Raw genomic sequence first — 21769 nt, forward strand, 5'->3', positions numbered from 1 at the left:
GTCATCACGCCGGAAGGACGACGCCGATGGGTTCCCGCTTCTCGGCCTGGAACCGGTCCTCGGTCCGGCCGGCAGCCCAGTAGCCGGAGAGCGAGAGCTGTTTGCGATCGAGGCCACGCTGACCGAGGAAGACGTCGCGGAGCGCTTTCATCGATTCCCGCTCACCGTGCGCGAAGACCTGGACCCGACCGGTCGGCCACGGGTACGAGGTCACGGCCGAGGCGAGGAGCGACGGCGTCCCCTCCCCGCGTTCTCCACGGCCGACCCAGATGACCTGGACGCCTGATGGAGCCGGGAGTTCGAGGACGTCGTCCTTCCCGCCGATCTCGATGAAGGCGAGGCCGACGGCGTCGGCGGGGAGCGCTTCGAAGGCGGCTGCGATGGCGGGGATCGCGGATTCGTCGCCGGCGAACAGGTGCCAGTCCGCTTCCGGGTCCGGCCGGTAGGCGCCGCCTGGACCGGCGAACACGACGCGGTCGCCCGGCTTCGCGACAGCAGCCCAGGGGCCGGCGAGTCCTTCGTCGCCGTGGACGACGAAATCGATGTCGACCGTTCGCGCCGTCTCGTCCACCCGACGAACCGTGTACGTGCGGGTCACCGGGAGGTCTTCCGGGCTCAGCGTCTCGCGGAGCGCGAGGACGTCGTACGGCGGTTCGAGACCGAGTTCCGGCTTCGCGAAGAAGATCTTGACGTACGCGTCGGTCGCGTCGTTCCGTCGGAAGTCGGCGAACCCGTCGCCGCCGAGGGTCAACCGCACGAGGTGCGGAGTGAGCCAGGTGCTCTGCTGCACCTCGAGGATCGTCTGCGGCCTGGGCGGCCGTGCGGGAACCGGTGCTGGTGTTCGAACTGCTGCTGGTGCTGCGCCTGTGGGGACCTGGTCTGGAGTCTGGTTCGCATTCATGGGTGCAACCATTGTCACCCCGTCAGAGCCGGAGATGGTCAGAAACGGTCATCTTGCGAGAGGCGGACGGCTATCTTGCGACAGGCGGGATGGTCCCATCGGCGTCCACTCGCGGACGCTCGACTCCCGGGATGCGGGCGAACGCCCGGACGAAGCCAACGACGACGTCAGCGACGCTCAGCACGATGACGACGACGAGGATGGTGACCGTGAGACCGCCACCGGGAGCCGCGCCTCCCGGCCATCCGATCGCATCGAAGAACGCCGGGTTCAGGAGTGCGCCCTGAGCTGCGACGAACACGATCGGACCGACGAAGAGCACAGCCAGGGCGGTGTTGGCGAGTGCCTGAGGGAGACCCCATCCGGCGTAGTACGCCAGGAGGTCGAAGCCGATGCGGACGACGGCGATGCAGACGATGACGAGGAGCACGCCGGAGGACCAGAGGTCTGGAGCGAGCGCACCGATCGGGCGTCCCGTGGCGTCGACGACGGGGCTGACGGTCTGCGACAGGACGAGGAGCCCAGCGAGGAAGATGGTGACGGCGGCTCCCCACACGAGCACGGTGAAGTCGATCGGTTTCCCGGGACCGTCCTGGAGCGCGTCAGGGGTCCACCGCCGCCGGCTGGACCATCGGCGCGGGGTGATGCGCTCGATGAGGGCGTACACCGCCGTGGTCCAGAAGAGTATGTGCATGCCGACGACCAGGACCGTCCAGAAGCCGGCGCCGAGCGCTGCGCCCACTCCGCTCCCGGTCAGGATCCGGATGCCGGCGAGCAGGACGAACAGGAGCGGCGGGACCGTGGACAGGAGGATGGTCACGAGTCGGAGGTAGTCGCGGTAGAGCTCGGATCCGATGAGGTGCAACGGTCGATCGGTGTAAGAGGCGGCCAGGCGTGCCGGATCGCCGAGCTCCGTGAGGACCTGCCGCTCCGCCGAGGCCGGCGATGTTCCGGCGTCGGTGAGCGCTTCGACCGCTTCCGCGATCCCGCCCCGGAGCTCGGTGTCGACCGTGCTCCGCTGCCGTGCGGGCAGCCGACGGATGACGTCCTGCACGTACCGTTCGGTCATCGAGGGTTCATACCGAGTCGCGGGCTCGCGCGCCCAGCGCTCGTCCGGCGCCGGCGGGGCGAGTGGCGTGGTGTTCATGGTGCGTCCTTCAGGGTGAGCAGGCCGTCTTCAGGGCGTCGCAGTCCTGGGACCGTGTGGTGTCACGGATGGGTGGAACAACTGATGGGTGGTGGAGCTGGCGATGAGGCGTGCGAGGGACGGCACGCCGCGAACATCGGCGTGAACACCGTGACGAGCGTGTCGGCATCGATCACCGTTCCGACGGTACTGCGTGTCACCCGGTCTGGCCAATCGTCCGAGTGCATCCGGCGAGCACGACCCAGCGCGAGAGCGTTCAGTACTCGACGTCGTGGAGCAGTTTGGCGAGCTCTTCGCGACTGCGCGTGCCGGTCTTCGTGAAGACCTTGCCGAGGTGCGTGTCGACGGTCCGTCCGGAGATGTACAGTCGGGTCGCGATCTCCGCGGTCGAGAAGCCGAGCGCCGCCAGGAACGCGATCTCGCGTTCACGGGTGCTCAGGTCGGCGAGGGAGGCTCCGTGGGCCGGTATCCACAAGCCATGACGGCTGAGGGCTCGTGTGCTCGGCGCGTTCCGGCCGGACTCGATCTGGTAGAGCAGCGGCTCCGCGACGGGAGCGTCGCACCGATCGACCAGATCAGCGGCACGGCGGGCGAGCGACGGCGTCGACTCCCCGGACATCGAGAGCAGGTGGATGGCGTAGACCTCGAGGAGCGGGAGGTCCTCGCGTTCCGCTTCGGCCCGGAGGTCCGCGGCGTCCTCTGCAGCCACGTCGTCGAGCTTCGACCACAGCGCGGACAGTGCGCAGAGGTATCTCGTGTACCCGGCGTACGTCCGGTTGCCCGCCCCGAGGGATCCGATCGCCCGTTCTCGCAGCACGGAGGCGGCCGATGCATCGCCCTGGACGCTCGCGGAATACGAGAGGTACGCGGACGCCTGCGCGTGCCCGTCGAGGACGTCGCCGGTCGGCATCGAGGCGATGGCGTGTTCGAAACGGTCCGTCGCCCCGCTCCACCGGCCCGATGCGACATCGATCATCCCGGAGGCGAAGGACAGTGCACCCACCCGGCGTTCGAGGGGCGCGGGGGTGGCGCGAAGGAGGGCGCTTCCGCTCGTGACGAGGAGCGCGGCACGCGTCGGTCGACCGGACAGCAGTTCCGTCGTGACGACGGCGGCTCCGAGCTCGATGAGCGAGTCGACCGCGATGCGCCGTTGCGCGAGTCGTGCGCGCGCCGCTCGGCGGAACACGGCGAGGGCCTCGGAGCGCTCGCCCCGCAGTCCGAGGATCCCCAGGTACGCGGCGTCCGACTCCATCCAGGTGCCCGGACGGACCTCGAGCGCCAGGTCGCGCAGCAACGGGAACGCTCGGCCGTGCTCGCCGGCGAGGGCGAACTGTTCGGCACGGAGCTCCGTCTCGAGCACGGGATTCGGCGTGGCGAGCGATGCGACGAGCGCGGTGATCGCACGCTGCGCGGCCTGCGCGTCGCCCCGGACGAGGCCGAAGAGCGACAGGCGGACTCGACACGTCTGTTCCAGAAGCGCGTCACGATCGGCTCGGAACTCGGCTCCGGCATCGAGCGACTTCGCGATCTCGTCCGCCTCGTCGAGCAGGCCGAGGGCCTTGTCGACCTCTCGCGGATTGTCCTCCGCCGCGAGCCGAATCGCCGCCCGGGCAGCGTCGATGATCGATCCCGCCCGTCGGACCTCCATCGGCCCGTGGTCCCGCTGCTCGCCGCCCACGTCGTCATGGTAGTCGGTCGCACACCTCAGCGGGTCGAAGATCGACGCCGACCGCGCGGGCCGTATATGGACGAATCGTCAGCCTGACGCTGGCATACTGGAGGGATGGGAACGATGGCTGGCTGGTATCCGCACCCGGACGACCCCACGAAGGAGCTCCGCTTCGACGGCACCGAATGGGGCGAGTCGCGAGTCCTCCGTTTCGAACGGAACAAGCCCGTCCTCACCGAGGCCGCCGGCTGGTACCCGCACCCCGACGACGACGACACCCAGGTCGAATTCGACGGCGCGGGATGGACCGGCTCTCGGGTCCTCCACTTGGAGAACGGCGAGACCGTCGCCGCGACCGACGGGAAGTCCCCCGTCGCGCAGATCACGGCGGCTCCGCCGGAGAATCCCACGTGGGTCATGACGAGGCGACTCCTCTCCTTCGGTCCGCTCGTCGCGATCGCCGCCGTCGGCATCATCGCGATCCTCACGACGAACGGTCGCTGAGCGAGCGCTCGTCACACAGCGACCAGGCCGGGATGCAACCCCTAGCCGCGCTGGTACGGGGACGGCGAGACTGCTGTGCATGAGCTCAGCATCGACGCCCCCAGAACACCCGCATCGTGCACGCGCGACCGGCCCGGACGAAGCGCACCGCCGCCCGGCAGGAGTCGATGACGCGACGGTCGAGGCGCTCGGAAAGCTCTCCGAGGCATTGGAGACGGTCGAGCACGCGCGCGGTGCGCTCTACGCCTTCCACCGCCTGACCGGTTCGGCGGACTTGGCCCTGGGCGAGGCGGCGGGGCTCCTTCGGGACGCCGGGCACGGCGAGCTCGCCGATCGGATCGATCACGACCTCGTCGGGCGGAACGTCATCGAGGGACGGTGGACGTTCCAGATCGTCGAGGACTACGACGACGGCTACTACGACGCGTTCAAGGCTGTTGAGCGCACCGCCCGTGACGAGCTCGTGGGCGGGCGTCGACACCTCTTCGAAGCGGAGATGAAGGAGGACCGCCGAACCCACGGCGCGAAGCACCACGAGGCGCTCCCTCCGGAGGCGTGAGGAACCCCGGGCGTCACGGCAGGTCCAGGAACGAGGAGGACCGCCGAACCCACGGCGCGAGGCACCACGAGGCGCTCCCTCCGGAGGCGTGAGGAACCCCCGTACGTCACGGCAGGTCCAGGAACGACGAAAGCGCGGGTCCGAGAGGACCCGCGCTTCCAACGATGCTTCCGGGGCGTCCGGACGCTGCCCTGCCCTGCTACTTGGCGGCAGCCGTGAGCGTCTCCGGGTCCGCGAGCGTCTGCGCGAGGACCTCGTCGAGGAGGACGGAGGCGCCGTCGTCGTCGAGACCCTGGGCGAGTGCGAGCTCGGAGACGAGGACCTGGCGCGCCTTCTGCAGCATGCGCTTCTCGCCGGCCGAAACGCCGCTGTCCTGGTCGCGGCGCCACAGGTCGCGGACGACCTCGCCGACGCGGTGGACGTTGCCGCTCGCCATCTTCTCCTGGTTGGCCTTGTACCGGCGCGACCAGTTGCCCGGCTCCTCGACGAAGGGCTCGCGGAGGACCGTGTACACGGCCTGGACGCCTTCGTTGTCGATGACGTCGCGGACGCCGACGAGGTCGGCGTTCGCGATCGGGAGCTTGATCGTCAGATCGCTCGTGTGCACGCGGAGGGTCATGACCTGCTGTTCCTCACCCTTGATGGTGAGGGTCGACAGCTCGGTGATGGTGACGGCGCCGTGGTGCGGGTAGACGAGCGTTTCCCCAACAGTGAACTTCATGGCAGTGTGTCTCTTCTCTTCTCAGGTTGCGTGCGCCGACTGGCTGGAGCCGGCAGAGGTCGAACAGGTGTGGGTCCGGTGATCGGACGGGCTATGGGGTCGAGCTTCGGGGCGTGAACTGCGTCATCCCGGGCTACTCGGTGCCGGAGGCGAGCAGCCAGGGCGGTAACAGGTCGATGAGTTCGTCGACCAACTGGTCGTCGGAGACATCGATCCGTCCGCGCATCCAGACGTCGATGAGGGCGAGTGTTCCACCCGCGACGTAGGTGGTGACGACTTCCGGCTTCACTCCGGGCGGCACAGTGACGGTGTCGATGAGGGAGGCGAGCATCCGGTTGGTGTAGGCCGTGACGATGTCGTCGTAGGTGTCGCGGGCGACAGGCAGATCGAGGACGCTCGAATACAGCGGGAAGTGTTCGATGAGATGCGCGATGAGGCGTCGATAGCCGATGCGCGCCGCCGCGAGTCCCGTGTCGAGATCGCCACCGAGTTCGTCGCGGTGGACCTCGACGCCGGCCGTGCCGATCTCGGAGAACTGCAGGCGCAGGAAGTCGGTCGTGAGCTCGTCGAGGCTCGAGAAGTGCGCGTAGAACGAGCTGCGGCTGATACCCGCGGTTCGGACGATGTCGCCGACGGAGACGCTCTCGGATCGTTCGGCCATGAGCGTGCCGACGGCGGAGAAGATGGTCTGCCTGGTGCGCTCTGCTCGGGGATCGGTTGTCGTCCGCCCCGGAGCAGTCTCGGGGTCGGAAGGTCCTGATTGTCGCGCCATTCCTTCCAGTGTACCACTTCTCGGACAGTTGTCCGAGAAATAGTCGCATGCGGGGCTGGCGCGACTGGGGTACGGTGACGGATCATGTCGACTCCCCGCCAACTCAGGATTCCGCACGGAGTCCCGATCGCGCGGCAGACCGCCATCGCCCTCGACTCGTTCGCGCTCGAGGAGGGTGAGGGATTCGAGGATCACGTGCACCGCGAACATCAGCTCGCCTGGGTGCGCACAGGCGTCCTGATGGTCACGATCGACGGTCGACACTGGATGCTGCCACCGACGCTCGCCCTCTGGATCCCCGCGGGCACCTGGCACAGCACCACCTCGATCCGCGCGGGAACCATGCAGGGCATCTACCTCGAACCGACGACCGGTCGGGAGCAGCCGACCGTCCCGACGGTCGTGACCGTCAGCGCTCTCCTCCGCGAGCTCGTCGACCACCTGTGCACGGAGTTGAGCGTCGAGGAACGGACCCGGGCCGAAGCACTCGTGCCGGATCTGCTCCGCCCCGTGAACACGCTGACGATCGACCTCCCGATGCCGCAGGACTCCCGCGCGCGGAATCTCGTCGATGCACTCGTGGCGGATCCTACCGATGCTCGTGATCTCGCCGCCTGGGGACGCACGGTCGGTGCTTCGTCGAGGACGCTGTCCCGGATCTTCGCCGCCGAGACCGGCATGGGTTTCACCCGGTGGCGCACGCTGCTCCGCCTCAGGAGCGCGCTCGCCCACCTCGCCGAGGGCGATTCCGTGAGCCAGGCGGCGAGTCGGGTCGGGTACTCGTCCGCCAGCGCCTTCATCGCCTCCTTCCGCAGCGTGACGGGACAGACGCCGGGCGCGTACTTCGCTCATCTCGAAGACGACCACCCAACGGCTGTCGAGACCCTCACCGTCTGAGCGATCATGTCCGGTTCGCGACACCGTTCGGCAGGTTCTCGACAGGGCATTCGACCGGGCCGACGTTACGCTGATCTACGGCTCTCAGGTTAGGCTTACCTCACACCTGCTTGCAGAGCGCGTCCCCGAGGATGTGGGCTGCACCCGCCCGACGCACTCGTCGTCGCTGAGAACGGAACGAAGAACCCATGTCCCCGAACCGCTCGTCCACGCCTGTGCAGGCGGACGCTTCGGTGGGGCACGACGCACGACCGGCCCTCGCCGAGCGAACGACCGCCGGCCCGGCCGCACGAGCAGCCGCGGCGTCGTCGATCGAAGCCGCCCGAGGTTCCGGACTCGTCCACACCAACGGCGTCCGCACGATCTGGTGGATCGCCTCGGCCGTCGCCCTCGTCCTCGTCATCCTCGCGAGCCTCGCGATCGGCTCGAAGGACATCCCGCTCGGGACGGTCGTCGGCGCGCTCTTCCACCCGTCGAACTCGGACCAGGTCCTCATCATCCGCGACCTCCGAGTGCCGCGGACGGTCCTCGGCGTCCTCGCGGGAATCGCCCTGGGCGTCGCCGGGGCTCTCATCCAGGCGCTCACCCGGAACCCGCTCGCCGACCCCGGCATCCTCGGAGTCAACGCGGGAGCATCCTTCTTCGTCGTCATCGCCGTCGGCTTCTTCGGCCTCACGAGCATCAACCAGTACCTGTGGTTCGCGTTCGCCGGTGCGATCCTCGTCACCCTCGCCGTGTACGCGATCGGGTCGATCGGTCGGGGAGGCGCGACACCGATCCGTTTGACCCTCGCGGGCGTCGGCATCGGAGCGGTCCTCGCAGGTCTCACGACCGGCATCACCTTCCTGAACCCCAAGGCCTTCGACAGCATGCGCGGTTGGAACGCCGGCTCGATCAGCGGTCGTCCGCTCGACATCTCCGCGACGATCGCACCGTTCGTCGTGATCGGGATCATCGTCGCCCTCATCGCAGCGCGCGAGCTCAACGCGATCGGGCTCGGCGACGACCTCGCCGCCTCCCTCGGCACGCGCGTGGTGCGCACTCGCATCCTCGTGCTCATCAGCGTGACGCTCCTCGTCGGCGCTGCAACCGCTGCGGCCGGCCCGATCGGCTTCGTCGGACTCATGGTCCCCCACGTCGCCCGCTGGATCGTCGGCCCGGACCAGCGGTGGATCATCGCCCTCAGCATCACCTTCGCACCGATCCTCCTCATCGGCTCCGACGTCCTCGGCCGGATCGTGCTCCGCCCGTCCGAGCTGCCCGTCGGCATCGTGACGGCCTTCGTCGGCGCACCCGTCCTGATCTGGCTCGCGCGGCGTTCGAAGGCGAGTGCCCTGTGAGCCGCGTCGACGCAGCACCAGCGCCGGGCGCAGCACCAACACCGGGCGCAGCACCAGCGATCGACTTCGGCGGGCCGCAGCTCTCCGGCCGCAGCCGTGGACACCGCGTGTCCTGGCGCGTCCAGCGCAGAACCGTGGTCGTGTGCGTCATCGCCGCGATCGCCGCCGTGCTCATCGCCCTCGTCTCGCTCGCCAGTGGGGCCTACCAACTGAGCATTCCCGAAGTCGTCGAAGCGCTCACCGGCCGATCGACGGGCATCGTGCAGACGATCGTCCTCGAGTGGCGACTCCCCCGCGTCCTGCTCGCCGGGATCTTCGGCATCGCTCTCGGCCTCGCGGGCGGCATCTTCCAATCGCTCACCAGGAACCCGCTCGGCAGCCCGGACATCATCGGATTCGACGCCGGCGCGTACAGCGGTGCGCTCATCGTGATGCTCATCGTCCAGGGCGGATCCTTCGCCACGACGGGCGGCGCCCTCGCGGGAGGCCTCATCACCGCGGCGGTCGTCTATCTGTTGGCGTACCGGCGCGGCGTTCAGGGCTTCCGCCTCATCATCGTCGGCATCGGCGTGACCGCCATGCTCGGCTCCTTCAACACCTGGCTCATCCTGCAGGCATCACTCCGCGACGCGATGAGCGCGTCCTTCTGGGGCGCCGGATCGCTGAACGGAGCCGGGTGGGAGCAGTTCGTGCCGGCGATCATCGCCTTCGCGATCCTCATGCCCGCCGCCGCCCTCCTCAGCAAGCCGCTCCGGATGCTCGAGCTCGGCGACGACTCGGCGAGGCAGCTCGGGGTGAGCGCCGAGCGCACGCGACTCGCGCTCGTCATCGTCGGCGTCGGCCTGTCGGCCACCGTGACCGCCCTCGCCGGCCCCATCGCCTTCGTCGCGCTCGCCGCTCCCCAGATCGGCAGACGACTCGCAGGTTCCGCGGGCATCTCGCTCGCCGCAGCAGCAGCCGTGGGCTGTGTGCTCCTCCTCGCCTCAGACTGGGTGGCTCAGCACGCCCTGGGCGAGTCCGAATTGCCGGTCGGAGTCGTCACCGTCGTCCTCGGCGGCGGCTACTTCGTCTGGTTGCTGATCAGAGAGGCCAGACGTCCATGACCGAGACCAGACTCGCCGTCGCCGACGCGACGCTCGCGTACGAGAAACGCGTCATCGCAGAACACCTGTCGTTGAAGATCCCCGACGGCTCCTTCACCGTGATCGTCGGCCCCAACGGCTGCGGCAAGTCGACGCTCCTCCGAGGGCTCTCCCGACTCCTCAAGCCGTCGGCCGGCCAGGTGCTCCTCGACGGCCGCAACATCCACGACTTCAAGACCAGAGAGGTCGCCCAGACCCTCGGCCTGCTCCCCCAGACGTCGATCGCCCCCGACGGCATCACCGTCGCAGACCTCGTCTCGCGCGGTCGCCACCCGCACCAGAAGATGCTCCGCCAATGGTCGGTGGAGGACGAACTCGCGGTCACGGCGGCCCTCGAAGCGACGGGCATCACGGACCTCTCCGGTCGACTCGTCGATGAACTCTCCGGCGGTCAGCGACAGCGCGTGTGGGTCGCGATGGTCCTCGCCCAGGAGACCGAGCTGCTCCTCCTCGACGAGCCGACGACCTTCCTCGACATCGCGCACCAGATCGAGCTCCTCGAACTGCTGCGCGGACTCAACGTCGACGGCGGTCGAACACTCGTCGCCGTCCTGCACGACCTCAACCACGCCTGCCGCTACGCGACCCACATCATCGCGATGGCGGATGGTGCGGTGGTCGCGGAGGGCGCCCCGTCGGACGTCATCACGGCCGAGCTCGTCCACGACGTCTTCGGCCTCCCTGCGCACATCCTCACCGACCCGATCGCCGGCACCCCGCTCGTGATCCCGCTCGGGGCTCCGGGGCGCGCGTTCCATCCCGACCTCGTGCCGCACACGACCGAGGGCGCACTGCTCTAGCCGACCCGAGATCCGGGCTTCCGTCTGGCGGCGCGCACCCCGTTGAGGATCACGACGACCTCAGCGATCTCGTGGACGAGCACGACTCCTGCCAGGCCGAGGACCCCGAAGAGCGCGAGCGGGAACAGCGCCGCGATGATGAGCAGCGCGAGCACGATGTTGCCCGTCATGATGCGGCGGCCCCGCCGCGCGTGCAGGAGGGCGTCGGGTAGGAGACGGAGGTCGGTGCCGGTGAAGACGATTTCGGCGGACTCGACCGCCGCCGCCGATCCGGTCGCCCCCATCGCGATGCCGACGCTCGCTGCGGCGAGGGCCGGAGCGTCGTTCACGCCGTCGCCGATCATGGCGGTCGTCGCCTGACGGGAGGCCGCCTCGACCGTCTGGGCCTTGTCGGCAGGGGTGCATTCCGCACGGACCTCGTCGATGCCGGCCTGCACGGCGATGGCGGACGCCGTGCGCGCGTTGTCGCCCGTGAGCATCATGACGTCGATGCCCGCGGCACGGATCCGTCGCACGGCCTCGGCCGCTTCCGGGTGCAGTTCATCCCGGATGCCGATGACGCCGGCCGCCTCGCCGTCCGTCTCCACGACGACCACGGTCATGCCATCCTCCTCGAAGCGCATCGCCGCGTCCGCGAGGCCCACAGGATCGATCCAGCGCGTGCTGCCGACGCGCACGACCGTTCCGTCCACGACGCCGGTGACGCCCCGTCCCGGAGACTCGACGACGTCGCTCGCGTGCAGGGATCCGGCCGACCGGCCCCGGTCCACCGCGGTCGCGAGTGCTGCGGCGAGGGGATGGGTGCTCCGTGCCTCCACCGCCGCGGCCAGAGCGAGCACTCGTGCCTCTGACAGTCCTGACCCCCTCGCCCCGGACCCCACCACGACAGCGACGACCTCCGGAGCGTTCCTGGTGAGCGTGCCCGTCTTGTCGAAGGCGATCCTGCGAACGGCGCCGAGTTGCTCGAAGGCGAGGCCGGAGGTGATCACCACGCCGAAGCGGCTCGCCGATCCGATGGCCGAGATGACGGTGACGGGGACGGCGATCGCGAGGGCGCACGGGGATGCGGCGACCAGGACCACGAGTGCGCGCTCGGTCCAGAGCGCCGGATCACCGACGAGGAAACCGAACAGGACGACGACTGCCGCAACGACGAGCACGATCGGGACGAGCGGACGAGCGATCCGGTCCGCGAGACGGGCCCTCGCGCCCTTCCGCGTGTGCGCTTCCTCGACGAGGCGGACGATCGTGGTGAGCGAGTTGTCGAGACCGTCTGCCGTCGCCTCGATCTGGATGACCCCGCCGCCGTTGATCGATCCGGCCGGCGCGACATCGCCGGGTCCGACGTCGACGGGGATCGACTCGCCGGTGACGGCGGACGTGTCGAGGCTGCTGTGCCCCGATACGACGACGCCGTCGGTCGCGATGCGCTCTCCCGCTCGGACTTCGAGGATGTCGAACTCGCGCACGTCGGCGGCCGGGACGATGACGTCGCCGGAGAGCTTCGACAGTCGCGCGGTCTCCGGAAGGACGTCGAGCAATGCGCGGAGGCCGTCTCTGGCGCGGTCCATCGCGCGATCCTCGAGGGCTTCCGCGATCGAGAAGAGGAAGGCGAGCGCAGCTGCTTCGCCGACGTGACCGAGGAGAACCGCACCGACGGCGGCGATCGTCATGAGGAGCCCGACGCCGAGGCGTCCGCGCACGAGGTTCCGGATCGCGCCGGGGACGAAGGTCGAGGCGCCCACGAGGAGACTCGCCGCGAGGACGATCGTCGCGGCCGTGGCGAGCGCGCGCGTTTCGAGGCCGCTGCCGCCCCCGGTCCACGCCAGTCCGTACCCGACGGCGAGCAGGACGCCGGACAGGATCGGGGTGAGGACGCCCCGGTCCCGCCACCACGGAACAGCGCCCTCAAGCGGAACAGCGCTCTCAAGCGGTTCAGGCGCCTCGCGCTGCTCGACGCCGGGAACGTCCTCCCTCACGTCGCCCGTCTCGTCGACAGGTCCGCAGCAGGCGGCGCTCACGCGCCCGGCCCGCAGCAGAGGGGTACGTCGCACGTGTCGTCGGCGCACGGAACCCCGTCGTCGACCGCGAGCACGACGTCCACGAGCTCGGCCATCGCCTTCGTCAGGTGCGGGTCGGCGATCTCGTACCGCGTCCGACGACCCTCCGGCACGGCGACGACGATGCCGCAGCCCCGGAGGCAGGCGAGGTGGTTGGACACGTTCGATCTGGTGAGGTCGAGGTCGGCCGCGAGTTGCGCGGGGTGTCCCGGTCCTTCCAGAAGGCTGAGCAGGATACGGGAACGGGTTGGATCCGCCATCGCTCGGCCGAGTCGGTTGAGCACATCGAGGCGTGAAGTAATGGTCAGCACACGCTGACTATACAGCGTGTGCTGACCATTTGCGAGGGGCGCCTACTTGGCCGGAACAGCCTCGGTGAGCGTGGACGTCGAACCGCTCTTGATCGCATCGATCGTCGCCTGGGAAATCGGGCCGACCTCGACGAACGTTCCCGGCTTCACATCCTTCGGCAGCTCCATCGGGTGGTCCGACGGCGCCGTCGTGTTCGCACCGGTGACCCCGGTCAGCGAGGTCGCCTTCGCGGACTCGTCCGGCGTCGACGCGGAGGCGGCTCCGGCCATGGCCACACCGACGCCGACGGCGCCGAGGGTGAGTGCAGCGGCCGCCGCCCCACCGATGATCCGACGCTTGACTGCAGTACTGAATGACATCGTTGCTCCTTCACCGGGTGTCCCGGCCTTGACTCCGACCGTCGATCGGTCGTGCATCCAGTCCACCGAACCCGGCGTCGCGACATCGTCAGGATTCGTCCCTACGTTTTCCTTATACGACATCTGTTCTAATCATTCGGGCGGTGATCCCGACTCCGGCGCGCACAGCACGCCGAGCACCGCACCCGGAGGACGCATGCGTGTACTGATCGTCGAAGACGAGCCCTACCTGGCGGACGCGATCCGCACGGCGCTGACCCGGCAGGCGATCGCGGCCGATGTCGTCCACGACGGGCTCGCCGCGATGGAGGCCGTCACGATCACGGACTACGACGTCGTCGTCCTCGATCGCGACCTGCCCGGCCTCCACGGCGACGAGGTCTGCCGCCGCATCAGCGCTTCGGAACTCGACACCCGGATCCTCATGCTGACGGCCGCACGACGCCTGAACGACACCGTGAGCGGATTCGAGCTGGGAGCGGACGACTACCTCGCGAAACCGTTCGAGTTCCCGGAGCTCGTGGTGCGACTCCGTGCGCTCGAACGGCGCTCGGGAAAGGCGGCTCCGACGACGCTGCAGTTCGGCGACATCACGCTGAACGCTTTCCGATTCGAGGTCTTCCGCGCCGGTCGCTACACCCGGCTCTCCCGCAAAGAGTTCGCCGTCCTGCACGTCCTCATGCGGGCGAACGGCGGGGTCGTGAGCGCCGAGCAACTGCTCGAGCAGGCGTGGGACGAGCACGCGAATCCGTTCACGAACGCCATCCGCGTCACGATCTCGGCGCTTCGCAAGAAACTCGGTGAACCGTGGATCATCCAGACCGTCTCCGGCGTCGGCTACCGGATGGGCGGGGCCGATGCCTGAGCTCGCCGCCCGCCTGGTCGGGCGCCTGTCAGCACGGGCACGGTTCGCCCTCGCCTGCTCGCTGCTCATCCTGCTCGTCGGCATCCTCATGCTCGTCGTCGTCTCGGTCGTCATGCGCTATGTGCCGACGTACAACTTCACGGCGGCGGGGCCTCCGCTCCTGACACCGTCGACACTGACGCCGTCGACACTGACGCCGTCCTCGTTCGCGCCGACCGGCTCCACCCCGGTCGACGCCACCCCCGCCACCGCCTCCGGGACCGGCATCGCCTCCGGGACCGGCATCGTCATCTCGGACGTCGGCGACGTCCTCAACACGCTCTTCATCGTCAGCTCGCTCGCCCTCCTCGTGATCGGCGCATTCGGCGCCTTCCTCAGCTGGATCATCGCGGGTCGCATGCTGCGGCCGCTCGGCGCGCTCACCCGCGCCGCCGAGCGCGCGTCGGGCGGGTCGCTCAGCCATCGCGTCGCACTCACAGGGCCCGACGACGAGTTCACCCGCCTCTCGAAGACCTTCGACGACATGCTCGACCGGCTGGAGCGCTCTTTCACGGCGCACGAGCGTTTCGCCGCCAACGCCTCGCACGAACTGCGCACTCCGCTCGTCACGACGAAGGCGCTGCTGGACGTCGGTCGTGACGAGCCGGATCCGCGCAGACTGCCACTCCTCATCGAGCGACTGTCGGAGACCAACGACCGGAGCCTGCGGATCGTGGAGGCGATGCTCGACCTCTCGGACACGGCCAGGACGGAGATCACGGTGGAGCCGGTCGATCTGCGTGCGATCGTCGACGCCGAGCTTGCCGCGATCGATCACGAGGCCGTCGCGGCGGGCGTCACGTTCGACGTGCACGAACGGCGTCCGGAGGCCGGCGCGACCACACCCCTCGGCGATCCGGTCCTCCTCGGGCAGCTCGTCGGCAACCTGCTGACCAACGCCGTGCGCCACAACGACGAGCGAGGTCTCGCGACCGTGACGATCGAGGGCGCGGACCGACCCGCGTCACTCACCATCGAGAACACCGGCCCGGAGGTCTCGTCAAAGCAGCTCGCCCTCCTCTCGGAGCCGTTCTACCGGGCTCGCGGGCGGGTCACCACGCCGCCGAATGCGCGTGGTGCCATGCCGGAGACGCACGGCCTCGGTCTCGCGCTCGTCGCCAACATCGTCGAGGTCCACGGTGGGACGCTCCTCCTCGAAGCCCGTTCTGGTGGCGGCCTGGTCGTCACCGCATGCCTTCCCTCATCAGCGGGGCCGTCCCTGTCGGCGGGGCGTGCCACACTGTCCACGACGGGCGGGAGCATCATGGACAGCAGGATGAGCACAGCATCGCGAGCACAGCATCGCGAGCACAGCATCGCGAGCAGAGCATCGTGAGCACGGCATCGCGAGCAGAACATCGTGAGCGCGGCATCGTGAGCAGGTCGCAGCGTCGGGCGCTGGACGCAGAACTCCGCCGAGCGCCACAACCGTCCGGGCCGGTCCCCATCGAGCAGATGCGGGCGGGATTCGCCGCATTCATGGGCTCCTTTGCCGTTCCGGTCGGCGCGCATCGGACGCCGACACGCCTCGGCGGTCGCCCGGCCGTGCTCGTCGAGGCGGACGCAAGGCCCGATGCAGCGCCACGACCCGGAACGATCCTGTACTTCCATGGCGGATCGTTCTCGCTCGGATCTCCGCAGACGGCCATGGCCGTGACGACGCATCTCGTCATCCGCACCGGTGTCAGAGCGATCTCGCTCGACTACCGGCTCGCTCCCGAGCATCCGTTCCCGGCGGCGATCAACGACTGCCTCGACGCCTATCGCGAGCTGCTGGACGGCGGGCTCGATCCGGAATCCGTCGTATTCGCCGGCGACTCAGCGGGCGGCGGCCTCACCGTCACGACGGCCCTCGCGGCCCGAGATGCAGGCCTCCCGCTCCCGGCGGGACTCGTGGCGTTCTCCCCGGGGCTCGACCACACCCGGACGGGTACCTCGATGCACTCGAAGGAGGGCGTCGATCCGTTCTTCACCGTCGACGGCATGGCTCGCACGGGTGAGCTGTACCTCGCCGGCCAGGATCCGCAGCAACCACTCCTGGCTCCGGCAGTGCTCGCCGACCTCTCCGGCCTCCCTCCGATCCTGCTGCAGCTCGGCACGAACGAGCTCCTGCTGGACGATTCCGTTCGGCTCGCCGACCGCGCGCGGGAAGCCGGCGTCGATGTCATCCTCGATGTGACGGCCGATGTCCCGCACGTGTTCCAGGCTTGGGCCGGACGACTGGACGAAGCCGATCTCGCGGTCGATCGAGCGGCGCTGTTCGTCGCCCAGCGACTCAGACCCTGAACGTCGGTCGACTGCGCTCACCCGATGAGCCGTGCCGACTCTGAGTGCCCTACGTGTCCTGCACGCCCTCGACGGCGCCTCCGAGGACCGCGTCGTCCGCGGCCTCGTCCCAGCGATCGCGCGACTCGAGGACCTGCTCGATGTGCGACTCCGACCACCGCTGGAGCGCGAGCAACGGCTCCTCGAGCGTTCTACCGAGCGGTGTCAGGGCGTAGCCGGGGACGGAACCCGAGCCCGATCCCGGGTCGAACTCGGCACGCTCGACCATCCCGTCGCGTTCGAGTGCTTGGAGGGTGTCGCTCAAGACCTTCTTGCTGATGCCCTCGAGCCGTGTGTGCAGCTCACCGAATCGGTGGGGCCGTTCGGCGAGCGAGATGACGATCATGGCCGTCCACTTATTCGCGATGCGTGCGAGCGACGTCCTCGACGGACAGGTCTTCGAGAACACGTTCCAGCGTGGCGCCACGGTCGTGCTCCTGTCCGATGATGCTGCGTGAGTCGCGATGATGCGTGAGTCGCGATGATGCTGCGTGAGTCGATGGGTGGGCGAGCGTCCGAGGAGGTAACGATGAAGTAACCGGGACCGGTCAAGGATAAATGAACCAGCGCGCTGCGCAGCGCAGCTGCACGCACCTCACCGCACCTCACCTCACAGATCGGACACCGCCATGACCGCGACATCCACTTTCGACCGCTACCTCGCGAGCCTCGCCGCGGGCGACATGACAGCACTCGCCTCGACCCTGCACCCGGACGTCGTCTGGCACCAGCCGGGCACGCACCCGCTCTCCGGCGACCACGTCGGCCCCGCCGCAGTCCTTGCCCTCCTCGGAGGAATGATGGAGCGCAGCGCCGGGTCGCTCGTCGTCGCGACGGACGCCTCGATCGTCGGCGGAGACCTCGTCGCCGCCACCGTCACCTTCACGGGAACGCGCGAGGGCCGTGCACCGCTGCACCAGCACGGCGTGGACGTCTTCCGAGTGCAGGACGACCGAATCGTCGAGGTCTGGCTCATGAGCGAGGATCAGGCCGCCGAGGACGCGTTCTGGGTCTGACCTGATAGCCTCGATGTAAATGTAGGAGGTTTACACGTGGCATCGATCGCGACACCCGTCCGTCAGGCTCCGCTCGTCACCCAGGTCGCCGAGCAGTTCACCGCGCTGCTCAAGGACGGGACCTGGCCCGTCGGCTCGAAGATCCCCGGCGAGAACCAACTCGCCACCGATCTGGGCGTGAGCCGAGGGACCGTCCGCGAGGCCCTGCGGGCCCTCAGCCTCTCCGGGCTGCTCGACCCGCGGGTCGGCGACGGCACCTACGTGCGCGCAACGGACGAACTCACCGCGATCCTCACGCGCGACCAGGTCGTCACCGATCTCGCGCACGCGCTCGACGTCCGGTCCGTCCTCGAAACGGCCGCGGCCCGTCGTGCCGCCCAACACGCGACCCCCGAGCACGTCGCAGCACTCGACGAAGCGCTCGCCGCACGACAGGAAGCCCACGACCGAGGAGACCGGGACGCCTACGTGGCGGCGGACATCCGGTTCCACCGAGGCGTCATCGAGGCCAGCGGCAATCCGCTCCTCGTCCGCCTCTACGACGCCATCGCGCAGACGATGACCGAGACCATCAGCCAGACGGCGGTCCTCCCGGAGGACCCCATCATCGAGCGGTCGCACCGGCAGCTCCGCCAGGCGATCGCCGACCACGAGCCGGACGCCGCGGAGCGCATCGCGACCGAACTGATCGACGACGTGACCTTCCTGAGCGCCATCGGCGGTCCTGCCTCGTGACGACCGCTTCGATTCCCGCTGCTCCGATTCCCGCCGCTCCGATTCCCGCTGCTCCTCAGGGGCAAGCCCTCACCTCCGGAACACATCGCATCCTGCCGAACGCCCTGCTCGCGCTCACGGTCCTCGTCGTCGCAGCGAACCTGCGACCGTCGATCACGGCCGTCGGCGCCGTCATCGGGCACATCGCCGACGACACGGGGCTCGCGACCGCGTCACTCGGCCTGCTCGGAGCGGTCCCGCTCCTCGCCTTCGCGGTCGTGTCACCGTTCGTGCACCTCATCAGCACCCGCCTCGGCACGGAACGCGCCGTGTTCCTCGCGCTCCTGGTTCTGATCATGGGGACCGTCATCCGATCCCTGCCGGGCTTCGAGGCGAACCTGTGGATCGGCACCGCCGTGCTCGGTGCGGCGATCGCCGTCTGCAACGTCCTCGTCCCGTCGATCGTCAAGCGCGACTTCCCCCGACGCATCGCCCTCATGACGGGCGCGTACTCCGCGGTCATCAGTGCGTTCGCGGCACTCGCCTCCGGCATCGCAGTCCCCCTCAGCGAGTGGGGCGGCTGGCGGCTCGGCATTGGCGTCTGGGCGCTCCTGAGCATCGTCTCGGCCGCCGTCTGGACGCTCCGCCTCCCCCGCCGCGCATCAGCGCCGTTCAGTGCCCTGCCCGCCGAACCGACGACGCCGCACCCGCGTCCCGCCCGTCGTTCGATGTGGACGTCGACCGTCGCCTGGCAGGTCACGTGCTTCATGGGCCTGCAGTCCACGAGCTTCTACCTCCTCATCACGTGGCTTCCCGCGATCGAGGCGCACGGCGGTACCGCCATCGCCGCGGCCGGTTGGCACCTCTTCACCTTCCAGATCGTCGGCATCGCCGGCGGGCTCGGCGTGACGTTGCTCATGGGTCGACGAGCCGACCAGCGCGCCGTCGGTGCAGCGGTGAGCGCCGGCATGCTCGCGGCGATGCTCGGCCTGCTGTTCATGCCAGACCTCATCATCCTGTGGGTCGTCATCGCCGGCATCAGCTCCGGGAGCAGTCTCGTGGTCGCGCTGAGCCTCGTCGCCCTCCGATCCCGTTCAGCCTCCGACGCCACGCGCCTCTCCGGGATGGTCCAGGGCGTCGGCTACCTGCTCGCGGCGTTCGGCCCGATCGGCGCCGGCCTCCTCATCGATGCGAGCGGCTGGTGGATGGCCCCCATCGTCCTCGTCGTCTGCATCGCAGCGACCCAGTTCATCTTCGCGCTCCTCGCCGGGCGGGACCGATACACCCACGAGGAGCTCGCGTGAGCGACACCAGTACTCGCCGAACCACCCGCGCCACCATCGGCACCCGAGCCAACGCCGAGACCACCCGCACCGTCCTGCACTTCACCGATGTCGCGTTCGTCCGCAACGGCAGAACGCTTCTCGAAGACGTCGACCTCGAGGTGCACGAGGGCGAGCACTGGACGATCATCGGTCCGAACGGCGCGGGCAAGACGACGCTCATGATCCTCTGCGCAGCCGTCACGCACCCCACGCGCGGGCAAGCCTGGGTCCTGGGGCGTCGCATCGGGCGGACCGATCTCAACGAGCTGCGCCACGATATCGGTTTCGTGCAGCCGCGGCACCCGCTCACCTCCCCGCTCCGCGCGGTCGACGTCGTCCTCACGGGCGTGACCGCGACCATCGAACGGCAGATGCGGTGGAATCCCACCGAGGAACAGCTCGATCGAGCCGATGCGCTCCTCGACCTCCTCGGCATCGCGCACATCCGGAACGAGCCGTGGACCACCCTGTCGCAGGGCGAACGCGGCCGTGCGCTCATCGCCCGTGCGCTCATGACGGATCCGGAACTCCTGCTCCTCGACGAACCCTCGACCGGGCTCGACGTCGCCGCGCGCGAGCACCTACTCGATCGGATCCGTGGCCTCGTGCAGCAGCATCCGAAGCTCGCGACCGTGACGATCACGCACCACCTGGAAGAGCTGCCGAGCACGACGACGCACGCAGCGCTCGTCCGTGACGGCCGCATCATCGCGCAGGGGCCGGCCGACGACGTCCTGACGACGGACAACATCTCAGCCGCATTCGACTACCCGATCCGAGTGAACCGCGCGAACGGCCGCTGGTCGGCCGTGACGGGTCTCCGTTAGAAGATCAGGGTCCGGTCGACCAGCTGACGGGCGACTTCCGCCAGCGCGAGTCGATTGCTCCGGGCGTGGCTCCGCAGCATGGCGAACGCCTCGTCCATCGTCACGTCGTGCGTGTACGCGAGGACGCCCTTCGCCTGCTCGATCGTGACACGCGTGGTCAGCGCGTGCTGCAGCTGGTCCCGCACCGCATCCGTGGCGCGCAGCGTGCGTTCGTGGAGGATGCCGATCGTCGCGACGTCCGCGAGGGCCTGCGCCGCACGGACATCGGTCTCGTTCAGCTCCCCGACGCTCTGTCGGAAGAGGTTCAGTGCCCCGATCGTCGTGTCGCGGAGGCGGAGCGGGAGCGCATAGACGGAGGAATAGCCCTGCGCCAGAGCACTGTCCCGGAACGCGGACCACTCAGGCGGCGCCTGCGAGATGTCGGGCAGGGAGACGATCGTGGAGGTCTCGAAGCAGCGGATGCACGGACCGGCCTCCGCACCGAGCTGCATCGTCTCGACGAGTCGACTCTCCTCACTCGTCGAAGCGACGACGTCGAGGACGCCGTGCTGCTCGTCGGCGAGCAGAAGCCCCGCGGACGAGACGTCGAACAGCTCCTGACAGGCTTCGACGAGCGTCTGCAGGAGGTCGAAGACGTCGTAGTCGTCGACGAGGGTGTCCGCGAGTGTCGCGAAGACTTCGAAGAGCCTGGCGTCTCGGTTCACCTCTGTCATCGGACGTCTCCGATCGTGCTGGCGGACGCCGTGAAGGTGAGCCGCCGTTCGAGGATGTCCTCGGCGACCTCGCGCATCGAACGCCCTTCGCCGAACGCGTGCCCTTGGATGAGGAGCTGTGCGTCCTCGGGAGAGATGCCGAGTTGGGCGATCACGAAACCGACGGCCTGATGGATGGAGCGCCTGGAGTGTCGGCTGTTGTCCTCCGCGTACTCGGGGGCGCCTGCGAGACGCAGCGACCTCCTGAGGACCCGGCGACTGACGATGTCGGCGAGCAGCATCGACTGTTCGGCGTATTCGCTGCTGAGTTCACCCGGCTCAGCCGAGTAGAGGTCCATCGCTCCGATCCGAAGCGGGCCGATGGCGAGCGGGAAGGCGAAGATGGCGCCGACGCCCTCGCTGCTGATGGCGCGTGTGAACGCCGGCCAGAGGCCTGCTTCGATGTCGCGGATGTCGGGCACGAGCACCGGTCCGGCGGAACTCAGAGCATCCCAGCACGGGCCTTCACCGAGGTCGAATTGGAGTTCATCGAGCCTGGCTGCGACCGAGTCGCTCGAAGAGATCGTCTCCGGACCGAGGAACTCGCCGATCGTGGAGATCGATGCGCCGGTGACGGGGACGACGTCGAGCACGGGGCGCGTGAGGTGCGCGTCGTCCTGCAGCTTGTAGAGCGCCTCCGCAGCCGCCGAGAACCGATCAGACACGCTGATCCCCCACCCGGTCGACCGATCGGCGCACCGCATCCCACATCAGATCAACCAT

Annotated in this window: 24 protein-coding genes; 13 read left to right on the forward strand and 11 right to left on the reverse strand. The window is 68.9% G+C overall.

The features are described 5' to 3' along the window. Nucleotides 1-4 precede the first annotated feature (4 nt). The 3 genes from ACQ3HB_RS07505 to ACQ3HB_RS07515 all read right to left on the reverse strand — a co-directional run bounded on the left by ACQ3HB_RS07505 (nucleotide 5) and on the right by ACQ3HB_RS07515 (nucleotide 3726). A complete protein-coding gene (locus tag ACQ3HB_RS07505) occupies nucleotides 5-901 on the reverse strand; it encodes a siderophore-interacting protein (protein WP_430919175.1) in 897 nt (298 codons plus the stop codon). A gap of 70 nt (nucleotides 902-971) precedes the next feature. Further along, nucleotides 972-2048, reverse strand: coding sequence for a permease prefix domain 1-containing protein (locus tag ACQ3HB_RS07510; protein ID WP_430919177.1), 1077 nt, complete (start codon nucleotides 2046-2048; stop codon nucleotides 972-974). A gap of 256 nt (nucleotides 2049-2304) precedes the next feature. Beyond that, a complete protein-coding gene (locus tag ACQ3HB_RS07515) occupies nucleotides 2305-3726 on the reverse strand; it encodes a helix-turn-helix transcriptional regulator (RefSeq protein WP_430919179.1) in 1422 nt (473 codons plus the stop codon). Nucleotides 3727-3831: 105 nt separating this feature from the next. Here ACQ3HB_RS07515 and ACQ3HB_RS07520 point away from each other — a divergent pair, with 105 nt between their 5' ends. After that, the gene (locus tag ACQ3HB_RS07520) at nucleotides 3832-4221 is read left to right on the forward strand and encodes a hypothetical protein (protein ID WP_430919180.1); all 390 of its coding nucleotides are present in this window, start codon (nucleotides 3832-3834) and stop codon (nucleotides 4219-4221) included. Between the two features lie 79 nt (nucleotides 4222-4300). Beyond that, nucleotides 4301-4780: a hypothetical protein gene (locus ACQ3HB_RS07525; RefSeq protein ID WP_430919182.1), complete on the forward strand. Its 480-nt coding sequence runs from the start codon at nucleotides 4301-4303 to the stop codon at nucleotides 4778-4780. A gap of 199 nt (nucleotides 4781-4979) precedes the next feature. Here ACQ3HB_RS07525 and ACQ3HB_RS07530 read toward each other — a convergent pair whose 3' ends face one another. Together ACQ3HB_RS07530 and ACQ3HB_RS07535 are read right to left on the reverse strand one after the other, a co-directional pair. Beyond that, entirely contained in the window at nucleotides 4980-5501 is a 522-nt protein-coding gene (locus tag ACQ3HB_RS07530) for a CarD family transcriptional regulator (RefSeq protein ID WP_430919183.1), read from the reverse strand. A 133-nt stretch (nucleotides 5502-5634) separates the two neighbouring features. After that, entirely contained in the window at nucleotides 5635-6273 is a 639-nt protein-coding gene (locus ACQ3HB_RS07535) for a TetR/AcrR family transcriptional regulator (RefSeq protein ID WP_430919185.1), read from the reverse strand. A gap of 84 nt (nucleotides 6274-6357) precedes the next feature. Between ACQ3HB_RS07535 and ACQ3HB_RS07540 the strand changes: the two genes are divergently transcribed. The 4 genes from ACQ3HB_RS07540 (at nucleotide 6358) to ACQ3HB_RS07555 (ending at nucleotide 10452) form a co-directional block, all read left to right on the forward strand. Continuing rightward, nucleotides 6358-7170 carry an AraC family transcriptional regulator gene (locus ACQ3HB_RS07540; protein ID WP_430919188.1) on the forward strand — a complete coding sequence of 271 codons (813 nt, stop codon included), beginning with the start codon at nucleotides 6358-6360 and terminating at the stop codon, nucleotides 7168-7170. A 188-nt stretch (nucleotides 7171-7358) separates the two neighbouring features. Further along, the gene (locus tag ACQ3HB_RS07545; protein ID WP_430919190.1) at nucleotides 7359-8510 is read left to right on the forward strand and encodes an iron chelate uptake ABC transporter family permease subunit; all 1152 of its coding nucleotides are present in this window, start codon (nucleotides 7359-7361) and stop codon (nucleotides 8508-8510) included. Next, nucleotides 8507-9613: a FecCD family ABC transporter permease gene (locus tag ACQ3HB_RS07550; protein WP_430919191.1), complete on the forward strand. Its 1107-nt coding sequence runs from the start codon at nucleotides 8507-8509 to the stop codon at nucleotides 9611-9613. Before ACQ3HB_RS07545 ends, ACQ3HB_RS07550 begins: the two co-directional genes overlap by 4 nt. Then, nucleotides 9610-10452, forward strand: coding sequence for an ABC transporter ATP-binding protein (locus tag ACQ3HB_RS07555; protein ID WP_430919192.1), 843 nt, complete (start codon nucleotides 9610-9612; stop codon nucleotides 10450-10452). Before ACQ3HB_RS07550 ends, ACQ3HB_RS07555 begins: the two co-directional genes overlap by 4 nt. Here the strand turns inward: ACQ3HB_RS07555 and ACQ3HB_RS07560 are convergent. Genes ACQ3HB_RS07560 through ACQ3HB_RS07570 form a run of 3 tightly spaced genes read right to left on the reverse strand, consistent with a single transcriptional unit; the run spans nucleotide 10449 to nucleotide 13183 of the window. Beyond that, nucleotides 10449-12473, reverse strand: coding sequence for a heavy metal translocating P-type ATPase (locus ACQ3HB_RS07560; protein WP_430919423.1), 2025 nt, complete (start codon nucleotides 12471-12473; stop codon nucleotides 10449-10451). The two genes, ACQ3HB_RS07555 and ACQ3HB_RS07560, sit on opposite strands and share 4 nt — an antisense overlap. Further along, nucleotides 12470-12823, reverse strand: coding sequence for a Cd(II)/Pb(II)-sensing metalloregulatory transcriptional regulator CmtR (gene cmtR, locus ACQ3HB_RS07565; RefSeq protein ID WP_430919194.1), 354 nt, complete (start codon nucleotides 12821-12823; stop codon nucleotides 12470-12472). Before cmtR ends, ACQ3HB_RS07560 begins: the two co-directional genes overlap by 4 nt. 42 nt (nucleotides 12824-12865) lie before the next feature. Then, nucleotides 12866-13183, reverse strand: a complete 318-nt coding sequence (locus ACQ3HB_RS07570; protein WP_430919195.1) for a hypothetical protein — start codon at nucleotides 13181-13183, stop codon at nucleotides 12866-12868. A gap of 196 nt (nucleotides 13184-13379) precedes the next feature. Between ACQ3HB_RS07570 and ACQ3HB_RS07575 the strand changes: the two genes are divergently transcribed. From ACQ3HB_RS07575 to ACQ3HB_RS07585, 3 genes are read left to right on the forward strand one after another with little or no spacing between them, the layout of a single operon-like run. Then, on the forward strand, nucleotides 13380-14048 hold the full coding sequence (locus tag ACQ3HB_RS07575; RefSeq protein WP_430919196.1) for a response regulator transcription factor: 669 nt from the start codon (nucleotides 13380-13382) through the stop codon (nucleotides 14046-14048). Then, on the forward strand, nucleotides 14041-15423 hold the full coding sequence (locus ACQ3HB_RS07580) for a sensor histidine kinase (RefSeq protein WP_430919198.1): 1383 nt from the start codon (nucleotides 14041-14043) through the stop codon (nucleotides 15421-15423). Before ACQ3HB_RS07575 ends, ACQ3HB_RS07580 begins: the two co-directional genes overlap by 8 nt. Next, the gene (locus tag ACQ3HB_RS07585; RefSeq protein WP_430919200.1) at nucleotides 15420-16373 is read left to right on the forward strand and encodes an alpha/beta hydrolase; all 954 of its coding nucleotides are present in this window, start codon (nucleotides 15420-15422) and stop codon (nucleotides 16371-16373) included. Before ACQ3HB_RS07580 ends, ACQ3HB_RS07585 begins: the two co-directional genes overlap by 4 nt. A gap of 49 nt (nucleotides 16374-16422) precedes the next feature. On the opposite strand, the gene ACQ3HB_RS07590 is transcribed toward ACQ3HB_RS07585, so the two are convergent. Further along, on the reverse strand, nucleotides 16423-16758 hold the full coding sequence (locus tag ACQ3HB_RS07590; RefSeq protein ID WP_430919202.1) for a winged helix-turn-helix transcriptional regulator: 336 nt from the start codon (nucleotides 16756-16758) through the stop codon (nucleotides 16423-16425). Nucleotides 16759-17041: 283 nt separating this feature from the next. Between ACQ3HB_RS07590 and ACQ3HB_RS07595 the strand changes: the two genes are divergently transcribed. From ACQ3HB_RS07595 to ACQ3HB_RS07610, 4 genes are read left to right on the forward strand one after another with little or no spacing between them, the layout of a single operon-like run. After that, on the forward strand, nucleotides 17042-17428 hold the full coding sequence (locus ACQ3HB_RS07595) for a nuclear transport factor 2 family protein (protein ID WP_430919204.1): 387 nt from the start codon (nucleotides 17042-17044) through the stop codon (nucleotides 17426-17428). 36 nt (nucleotides 17429-17464) lie between these two features. Continuing rightward, entirely contained in the window at nucleotides 17465-18163 is a 699-nt protein-coding gene (locus ACQ3HB_RS07600; protein ID WP_430919205.1) for a FadR/GntR family transcriptional regulator, read from the forward strand. Next, complete coding sequence (locus tag ACQ3HB_RS07605) at nucleotides 18160-19446, forward strand: CynX/NimT family MFS transporter (RefSeq protein WP_430919206.1); 1287 nt, start codon at nucleotides 18160-18162, stop codon at nucleotides 19444-19446. Before ACQ3HB_RS07600 ends, ACQ3HB_RS07605 begins: the two co-directional genes overlap by 4 nt. After that, nucleotides 19443-20294, forward strand: coding sequence for an ABC transporter ATP-binding protein (locus ACQ3HB_RS07610; protein ID WP_430919208.1), 852 nt, complete (start codon nucleotides 19443-19445; stop codon nucleotides 20292-20294). Before ACQ3HB_RS07605 ends, ACQ3HB_RS07610 begins: the two co-directional genes overlap by 4 nt. Here the strand turns inward: ACQ3HB_RS07610 and ACQ3HB_RS07615 are convergent. Together ACQ3HB_RS07615 and ACQ3HB_RS07620 are read right to left on the reverse strand one after the other, a co-directional pair. Next, complete coding sequence (locus tag ACQ3HB_RS07615; protein ID WP_430919210.1) at nucleotides 20291-21007, reverse strand: ANTAR domain-containing protein; 717 nt, start codon at nucleotides 21005-21007, stop codon at nucleotides 20291-20293. The two genes, ACQ3HB_RS07610 and ACQ3HB_RS07615, sit on opposite strands and share 4 nt — an antisense overlap. After that, on the reverse strand, nucleotides 21004-21711 hold the full coding sequence (locus ACQ3HB_RS07620) for a GAF and ANTAR domain-containing protein (protein WP_430919212.1): 708 nt from the start codon (nucleotides 21709-21711) through the stop codon (nucleotides 21004-21006). Before ACQ3HB_RS07620 ends, ACQ3HB_RS07615 begins: the two co-directional genes overlap by 4 nt. Nucleotides 21712-21769: the final 58 nt, after the last annotated feature.

The organism is Plantibacter lichenum, from assembly GCF_050587525.1.
Classification (GTDB): Bacteria; Actinomycetota; Actinomycetes; order Actinomycetales; family Microbacteriaceae; genus Plantibacter.